Annotated in this window: 8 protein-coding genes and 1 tRNA gene; 8 read left to right on the top strand and 1 reads right to left on the bottom strand. The window is 26.0% G+C overall.

Annotated elements, in window-relative coordinates; all coding sequences use genetic code 11:
- Position 1: 1 nt before the first annotated feature.
- The 6 genes from selA to G3997_RS02065 all read left to right on the top strand — a co-directional run bounded on the left by selA (position 2) and on the right by G3997_RS02065 (position 6,138).
- Complete coding sequence (gene selA, locus G3997_RS02040; RefSeq protein ID WP_296647285.1) at positions 2 to 1,402, top strand: L-seryl-tRNA(Sec) selenium transferase; 1,401 nt, start codon at positions 2 to 4, stop codon at positions 1,400 to 1,402.
- Between the two features lie 22 nt (positions 1,403 to 1,424).
- Positions 1,425 to 3,311, top strand: a complete 1,887-nt coding sequence (gene selB, locus G3997_RS02045; protein ID WP_296647287.1) for a selenocysteine-specific translation elongation factor — start codon at positions 1,425 to 1,427, stop codon at positions 3,309 to 3,311.
- 14 nt (positions 3,312 to 3,325) lie between these two features.
- A complete protein-coding gene (locus G3997_RS02050) occupies positions 3,326 to 4,000 on the top strand; it encodes a uracil-DNA glycosylase (RefSeq protein WP_296647290.1) in 675 nt (224 codons plus the stop codon).
- Between the two features lie 232 nt (positions 4,001 to 4,232).
- Positions 4,233 to 5,078, top strand: a complete 846-nt coding sequence (locus G3997_RS02055; RefSeq protein ID WP_296647294.1) for a 3D domain-containing protein — start codon at positions 4,233 to 4,235, stop codon at positions 5,076 to 5,078.
- Positions 5,079 to 5,177: 99 nt separating this feature from the next.
- Positions 5,178 to 5,274, top strand: a tRNA-Sec gene (locus G3997_RS02060).
- Between the two features lie 153 nt (positions 5,275 to 5,427).
- The gene (locus G3997_RS02065; protein WP_296647297.1) at positions 5,428 to 6,138 is read left to right on the top strand and encodes a tRNA threonylcarbamoyladenosine dehydratase; all 711 of its coding nucleotides are present in this window, start codon (positions 5,428 to 5,430) and stop codon (positions 6,136 to 6,138) included.
- A gap of 6 nt (positions 6,139 to 6,144) precedes the next feature.
- Here G3997_RS02065 and G3997_RS02070 read toward each other — a convergent pair whose 3' ends face one another.
- Positions 6,145 to 6,990, bottom strand: coding sequence for a ComEC/Rec2 family competence protein (locus tag G3997_RS02070; RefSeq protein WP_296647302.1), 846 nt, complete (start codon positions 6,988 to 6,990; stop codon positions 6,145 to 6,147).
- 196 nt (positions 6,991 to 7,186) lie between these two features.
- Here G3997_RS02070 and G3997_RS02075 point away from each other — a divergent pair, with 196 nt between their 5' ends.
- The gene (locus G3997_RS02075) at positions 7,187 to 8,092 is read left to right on the top strand and encodes a DUF2156 domain-containing protein (RefSeq protein ID WP_296647305.1); all 906 of its coding nucleotides are present in this window, start codon (positions 7,187 to 7,189) and stop codon (positions 8,090 to 8,092) included.
- Between the two features lies 1 nt (position 8,093).
- Positions 8,094 to 9,100, top strand: a 1,007-nt coding sequence (locus tag G3997_RS02080; RefSeq protein WP_296647309.1) for a GNAT family N-acetyltransferase, incomplete at its 3' end; no start/stop codon positions are given.

A 9,100-nucleotide genomic window follows, 5' to 3' on the forward strand; every position in this document is an offset into this window, starting at 1 on the left:
ATTGAATATTAGAGAAGTTTTATCTAAATTACCTTCAGTTGATGAAGTTTTAGGTAATGAAAATATAATAGAAATTCTAAAAGAATATCCTAGAAACTTAGTTTTAGAAGGAATTAGAGAAACTATAGATTTAAATCGAAAATCTATATTAAATCAAAAGGATAATTTATCAAATATTGAAATAAGAATTGAGAATATAGTAAATGATACTGTAAATAGAGTTAGATTAAAATATGAATTATCTTTAAAGAAGGTTATAAATGGAACTGGCGTAGTTATACATACTAACCTAGGAAGGTCTTTACTTAGTGAAAGTATAAAAGATGATATATTAAGCACAGCATTTAGATATTCAAACTTAGAATATGATATAGAAAAAGGTGAAAGAGGTTCTAGATATTCTCATTTAACAGAAACTATAAAAAAACTTACAGATGCAGAGGATGTTTTAATAGTGAATAATAATGCTGCAGCTGTGCTTTTAGTTTTATCTACATTAGCAAAAGATAAGGAAGCGATAGTTTCAAGAGGAGAGCTTGTTGAAGTTGGTGGATCTTTTAGAATACCTAGTATAATGGAACTTAGTGGAGCAAAACTAGTTGAGGTAGGAGCTACAAATAAAACTCATTTAAATGATTATGAAGATGGAATAACAGAAAATACTAGTGTGTTAATGAAAGTACATACTAGTAATTATAAGATATTAGGTTTTACAGAAAGTGTAGATATAAGTGATTTAAAAAAATTAGGAACTAAATATAATTTACCTGTTGTAGAAGATTTAGGAAGTGGAGTATTTATAGATTTATCTAAATATGGATTATCATATGAACCTACAGTAATTGATTCTTTAAAAAAAGGAGCAGATATAGTTACATTTAGTGGAGACAAAATGCTTGGCGGTCCACAGGCTGGAATAATAATTGGTAAAAAAGAATACATAGAAAAAATGAAAAAAAATCAGTTAACAAGGGCATTAAGAGTTGATAAACTTACTATTTGTGCTCTTGAAGCAACACTTAGACTTTATTTAGATGAACAAAAAGCGATAAAAGAAATTCCTACTCTAAAAATGTTAACATATAGTTTATGTGACTTAGAAGAAAAAGCAAGTAGTTTATATTCAAAAATAATTGAAAAAAATATAGATGCGAAAGTTTGTATAGAAGATGGACTATCTCAAGTAGGTGGAGGTTCTATGCCACTTGAAACAATAAAGAGTAAAGTAATAGCTATAATGCCTAATAATATAAATGTATCAACTCTAGAAAAAAGGTTAAGATTAAGTAGTTCTCATATAATAGGAAGAGTATATGATAATAAGTACATATTAGATTCTAGAACTATATTTGAAGATGAGTTTGATGTTATAGCTAATGAATTGAAAAATGCTTTAAATTAATAACCTTAACTAGGGGGCAAGTATGAAAAATATAATAATAGGAACAGCAGGTCATATAGACCATGGAAAGACAACGCTTATAAAAGCTCTTACAGGTAGAGATACAGATACGTTAGAAGAGGAAAAGAAAAGAGGTATTTCTATAAATTTAGGTTTTACATATTTTGATTTACCAAATAGCAAAAGAGCAGGTATAGTTGACGTACCAGGACATGAAAAATTTATAAAGAATATGTTAGCAGGAGCATCAGGAATAGATATTGTATTATTTGTTGTAGCAAGTGATGAAGGTGTTATGCCTCAAACTATTGAACATTTAGATATATTATCATTTTTAAATATAAAAAAAGGCATAATAGTACTAACAAAATCAGATACTGTAGATGATGAATTTAAGCAACTTGTTAAAGATGATATAAGAGAAAAAACTAAAGGTACTTTTTTAGAAAATGCAGATATATTAGAAGTAGATTCTATATCAAAAAAAGGGATTAATGAACTTATAAAAAAAATAGATATTATAAGTAATGATATAGATGAAAAAAATGGAAATTCACCAGCTAGGCTTAATATAGATAGAGTATTTTCTGTAAAAGGCTTTGGAACTGTTGTTACAGGTACTTTAATGGAAGGTAAAATAAGTGTAGATGATGATTTGATTGTATATCCAAAAATGTTACAGACAAAGATAAGAAGTATTCAAGTTCATGGAGAAAATGTGAAAACTGCATATGCAGGACAAAGAACAGCTATAAATATATCTAATATAAAAGTTGAAGAGTTAAAGAGGGGAGATGTATTAGCATCACCTAATTCATTGGAAGACTCTATGATGTTAGATATAAAATTATCTTTGGTTAAACATTCTAATAAAAGTATAAAACACTGGGATAGACTTAGATTATATCATGGAACTAGAGAAATATTATGTAGGGTAGTTCCTTTAGATAAAGATATTGTTAAACCAGGAGAAAGTTGTTATGCACAGCTTAGATTAGAAGAAAGTATAGTAAGTAAAAAATTAGATAATATTGTGCTTAGAAATTATTCTCCACTTGAAACTATAGGTGGAGGGATTATTTTAGATACTAAACCTAAAAAACATAAAAGATTTGATGAAAGTATTATAAACTCACTTAAAATAAAAGAAAAAGGTGAGATAAAAGATATATTAGAGGTATATTTAAAAAATAATTTAAAATCATATCATACTTTAAAAGATATAATGAGTTATAGTGGAGAAAATGAATCTATAATAAAAAATGCTATAGATGAATTAATAAATGCAAATAAAGTTGTAAATATAAGTAATATATATATGCATATAAATCAGTATAAAAACTTAAAAGAATCTATAGTTCAATGCTTAAATGATTATCACAAAAAATATAGACTTAGAAGTGGAATGCTAAAAGAAGAATTAAAATCTAAAGTAGAAAGTAGATTTAAAACTAAAGAAATGGATATATTACTAGAAAAATTACAACTAGAAAATATTATAAAATTAGATGGTAATTTAGTGTCTAAGTATGATTTTGATGTAAAATTAAATGACAAACAAAGAGAGATAAAAACTATAATACAAAAGCAATTGAAAGCACCTAATACATATACATTATTGAATATAAATGATATATGCATAAATAATTACTATGAAGAAGTATTAGAATATATGATAGGTAAAGATATAGAGAAATTAGATGATGCATATGTAATGGATAAGGAAATATACGAAAATACAAAAAATAATTTAATAGAATATCTAAAAGAAAATAATGAAATAACTTTAGGTCAATATAGAGATATCTTAAACTCAAGCAGAAAAAATTGCATGATTTTATTGGAGAATTTTGATAGAAATAAGATAACTAAAAGAGATGATAATAAAAGAACTCTTTATAATAAATAAAAGAAGGTGACATTATGGTTAATTTAGACAATGATTGGGAAGAACTTTTAGCAGATGAATTTAAAAAAGCATACTATTTAGAGCTGAGAGAATTTTTAAAAGAAGAATATAGCACTAAGGTGATATACCCTAATATGTATAATATATTCGAAGCTTTAAAGCACACATCTTATAAAGATACAAAGGTATTAATATTAGGTCAAGATCCTTATCATGGGGAAAATCAAGCTCATGGTTTGGCATTTTCTGTTCAACCTAATGTAGCAATACCTCCATCATTACTTAATATATACAAAGAGTTAAAAAATGATATTGGATGCTTTATACCTAATAATGGATACTTAATACCTTGGGCAGACCAAGGTGTACTGTTACTTAATACTGCATTAACTGTAAGAGCTCATGAAGCAAATTCTCACAAAGGTAAGGGTTGGGAGATATTCACAGATAGAATTATAGAGCTATTAAATGATAGGGAAGATCCCGTTATATTTGTCTTATGGGGTGCAAATGCTAGGAAGAAAAAAGAATTAATAGATAGCAGTAGACATTATATACTAGAAGCTCCTCATCCTAGTCCACTATCAGCGAGTAGAGGATTTTTTGGTTGCAAACATTTCTCTAAAATAAATGAGATATTAATTAGCTTAGGAAAGTCACCAATTAATTGGCAGATTCCTAACTTATAACTTTTATAAAACTNTATAGTTTTCAAAAAAAGCATAGTTTATACTATGCTTTTTTTATAATAAAAGAACATTAAAATTAAATAGTAATTTCTTAAAAAAGCAAGATAAATACATACTAAGCATATTACTTAATATTTGTCAAGTTGACAAAAAGTATCAAATTGGTTACAATTCATAATATAACTTTAAAAATAGCATTTAACATAGAGAAAAACGATGGAAGGAGAATATTATGAATATAAAAAATAGTAAGATATTAAAAGTCTCGGCCATGGCCGCCGTGTTATCTATAGGATTATTATCAGGAGGGTATACTTTAGTTAATAAAGATATAACATTAGTAGTCAGAGGACAAGAATCGGAAATATCAACTTTAAAATCTAATGTCAAAGATATATTGAAGGAACAGAATGTTAAATATGATGATAATGATATAATAAGTGTACCATTAGATCAAAAAGTTTCAAATGGAGATAAAATAGAAGTTATAGATGTTACAGAGTCAACTTTAAAAGAAAATAAGGAAGTACCATTTGAAGTTAATATTGTAGAAGATAGTGAGTTATTGAAAGGTAAAACTGAAGTAGATACTGAAGGTAAATCTGGTAAAAATGAATTAATATATAAGGTTACTTACCATAATGGAAAACAAGTAGATAAGCAATTTGTGAAAGAAGTAGTTGCTACGGAGCCTGTAGATAAAGTTATAAAAAAAGGAACTAAAGTAGAGGTTCAGGTTGCTTCATCTAGAGGAGAAAATATAAGAAATACTACTACAGTAAACAAAACTCAATCTGTTTCAAGTTCAAATAGAAAGCATATGTCAGTTGTAGCAACAGCGTATACAGGTCATGGGATAACATCAACAGGTACAAAACCTAAATGGGGAACTATAGCAGTAGATCCAAGTGTCATACCATATGGTACAAAAGTATATATACCTCAGTTTGGAAAAACATTTATAGCAGAGGATTGCGGTGGAGCTATAAAAGGTAACAAGATAGATATATATATGAATGATGAATCTACTGTTAAGAACTGGGGAAGAAAAACAATAGATATTTATATAGTAAAATAAAAAAGGACTTTCTTTAAATAGAAATGACAATTTTTATTTTACAAAATATTGAAAAAGATAGATATATATGTTATCCTGTGATAGAGAATATATGTCTATGGGGATGGATGGGTGCTGGTGTGCTCTCTAGTCTTCAAAACTAGTATGAGGAGTTAATAGCTTCTTGGGTGGGTTCGACTCCCACGCATTCCCGCCAGTGAAAAGAACTCAGCTGAGTTCTTTTTTTATATAAAAAACTTTATAAATTATAACTATATAGCTATAAAATAGTTGTATATAGTAAACTATAAATTTAGACAAATATAGTAAACTATAAATTTAGACAAATATAATTTTAGGAGAGATAGTTATGGAAAAGAACTTCACAACAAGAACTAGCCTTATAATAGGTGATGAAGGTGTAGATAAACTTAAAAATTCTAGTGTAATAGTATTTGGAGTTGGAGGAGTAGGTAGTTTTGCAGCAGAAGCTATAGCTAGAGCTGGAGTTGGAAACTTAACTATAGTTGACTTTGATGATGTTGATATAACAAATATAAATAGACAATTACCAGCATTACATTCAACTGTTGGAAAATATAAAGTTGAGGTTATGAAAGAAAGAATATTAGATATTAACCCAAATATAAATATAAAAGCTATAAAAGAAGTATATAATAAAGATACAAGTGATAGTATTTTAAATGAAAAATATGATTATGTAGTAGATGCTATAGATATGGTTACATCAAAAATACACTTAATAGAAACTTGTAAAAATAAAGGTATGGATATAATTAGTTCTATGGGTATGGGGAATAAGTTAGACCCAACTAAAATAGAGGTTACAGATATACATAAAACAACAATATGTCCACTTGCTAGAGTAATGAGAAAAGAATTAAAGGACAGAAAAATAAAAAAATTAAAGGTAGTTTATTCTACAGAACAACCTGCGGAATTAAAAAAGAAAGTATTAAATGGTAAAAAAGTAACTCCAGGAAGTATATCATTTGTACCTTCTGTAGGAGGACTTATAATAGCATCAGTTGTTATAAATGATTTACTAAATAAGAAGTAGAGTACTCTACTTCTTATTTAAATTATAATTTTGAGTAGTATAAATTGTTTCTCCATCACTATAAAATACTATATCACCTAAAAGGTCAGTTCTATATGTTAAAATATTATTTTCTTCTAGCGTGTCTAATGTACTTTTATGAGGATGTCCATAATTATTTTTATAGCCACAAGATATAACTGCTATATCAGGACGTACTTCTTCTATAAATTCGGGTGTAGTAGATGAGCTACTTCCATGATGTCCTACTTTTAGGAAATCAACATCACTAAGTTCATATGTATTTATAAGATTTAATTCATTAGAAGCTTCGGCATCTCCTGTAAATAAAAAAGATTTGTTTTTGTAATCTATTTTACATACTATAGAATTAAGATTATTATCATCTCCTATATAAGAAGGTGAAAGTATATTTAAATTTATATCATCTTCTATCTTTATGAAATCACCTTTACTTAGATAGTTTAAATTTAAATTTTTACTAAGACATGAATTGATTAAGTTTTGATAAGATATTGTATCTGATTTATAGTTAGGTGCATATACATTAGATACTTTAAAATTTTCTACTATATTATCTAATCCTCCTATATGGTCTGAGTCAAAGTGGGTAGCAATTAAATAATCGATATTTTTTACCTTTTGTTTTTTTAAATAACTAGAAACTATATGATAACTATTTTCATCTCCACCATCTATTAATATATTTTTATTATTAGGAGTTTGTATTAAGATACTATCTCCTTGACCTACATCTATAGTATGAATAGATAGGTGGTTAATTTTGCTATTTGGCAGTAAAAATGATATTATAATAATTATTGTAATATAAGTTAAAAATAACTTTTTCAATAAATTACCTCCATTCATTATATGTTTATATGTAAATAATATGGGTAACACTAAATTAGTGACACGAACTATCTTATATTTTAAACAATAAAATATAAGATAATTCAATTGAGGATAAGAATAAAAGATTAAATATTAAAGAATTATTTTTATAGATTAAATTAATAATATTGAATTAAAAATATTAGGAGGATATATGAAATTTAAAGACATAACCATAGATTCGATAAAAGAGCTTCAACCATATTTTGAATTAGTTGAATATGAAGCTTGTGAATATTGTTTTACAACTTTATATATGTGGCAACATGTTTATAAGACAGGATATTTTATAGGAGATGATTTTGCTGTTATAATGGCAGAATATGAAGGTAATAGCTTTTCTATATTACCATTAGCAAAGAAAGATAAATTACCAGAAGTTATAGACTATGTTATAAAACATTTTGAAGAAAATGATAAAAAGATATGTTTTAGAGGGGTAACTAAAGACGTTATTGATGTATTACAAAAAAATTATCCAGATAAATTTGAGTACATAGAGGAAAGAGATTTATTTGACTATGTATATGAGGGAGAGAGCTTAAGAACACTAGCTGGAAGAAAAAATCAAAAGAAAAGAAATCATATAAATGCATTTTTAAAAGATTATGAAGGTAGATACACATATAAACTTCTTGATGAAGAGGATTTCTCTGATTGTTTAGAACTATTAAAAGAATGGACAAGTAATAAAGAAGAAAACGATGAGTTTGATGAAGGCATGGATGATGAATCTGTAGGTATAAAAAAAATATTTAAAAATTATAAATACTTAAAGAATTTGTTAAAGATAGCAGGTATTTATGTAGATGGAAAGTTAGAAGCATTTACTATGGGAGAACTTATAAATCCTAATATGGCATTAATTCATATAGAAAAAGCAAATCCAAATATAAGAGGATTATACCCTTATATAAATCAGCAATTTATATTAAATGAATTTGAAAATGTAGAGTTTGTAAATAGAGAAGAAGATTTAGGAATACCTGGTCTTAGAAAAGCAAAACTTTCATATCATCCAGTTAAATTTGTAGAAAAGTATACTGTTATGGAGAAATAATATGAATATTAGATATGCTAAAGAAGAAGAAATAGAGAATATTAAAGATATATGGAATTATTGTTTTAATGATGAGGATAGTTTTGTTGATTATTATTTTAATAATAGATATAATAATCAGAATACTATTGTAGCATGTGAAGATAAAGATATCGTATCATCCCTTCAATTAAATCAATACAAAATAAAGCTAGATAATAAAATATATGATACATCTTATGTTGTAGGTGTATCTACTTTTCCTGAAGTAAGAGGAAGAGGATATATGAAAAAAATTATGGATTACTCTCTTAATGAACTTTATAAAAAAGGACAATTAATATCAATACTTATGCCTATAGATTATAGATTATATAGAAAATATGGATATGAACATTGCTATGATCAATTAGAATACTATATTAATATAGATGATTTAAAGAATTTTAATTTAGCAGGAAGATTATATAAAGCAACTGAAGAAAATATAGATGATTTGATTAATATAAATAATACTTTTTTAGAAGATGTAAATGGAAATACAGTTAGAGATAAAGAATATTATATAAATTTATTTAAAGAAGTTAATAGTGAGGGCGGCCACATCTATGTATATAAAGATGGTACATATAAGGGGTATATAATATACTTCTTAAATAATGAAAATATTTTTGTAAGAGAACTATTTTATAAAGATTTAGATTCACTAAAATCTATTTTAAAGTTTATATATAATCACAATACTCAATGTAAAAAAGTAACGATATCAGCACCTGTAAATGACAAAATAAAATTTGTATTAGAAAATCCTAAAGATACAGAAATTAAGATAAAGCCTTTTATGATGGGAAGAGTTATTAATGTAGAAGAATATATTAATGGACTTGAAGTTGATGAATATATAGATATAGATGCAAATATCTTTATAGAAGATACATTTATAAAAGAAAATAATGGAGTTTTTAATATAAAAATAAAAAATAAAAAAGTAAAAGCTAAAAAAGTAAATGATGATTATAGYTTATATTT

It is taken from the genome of Romboutsia sp. 13368 (assembly GCF_018336475.1).
GTDB lineage: Bacteria > Bacillota > Clostridia > Peptostreptococcales > Peptostreptococcaceae > Romboutsia.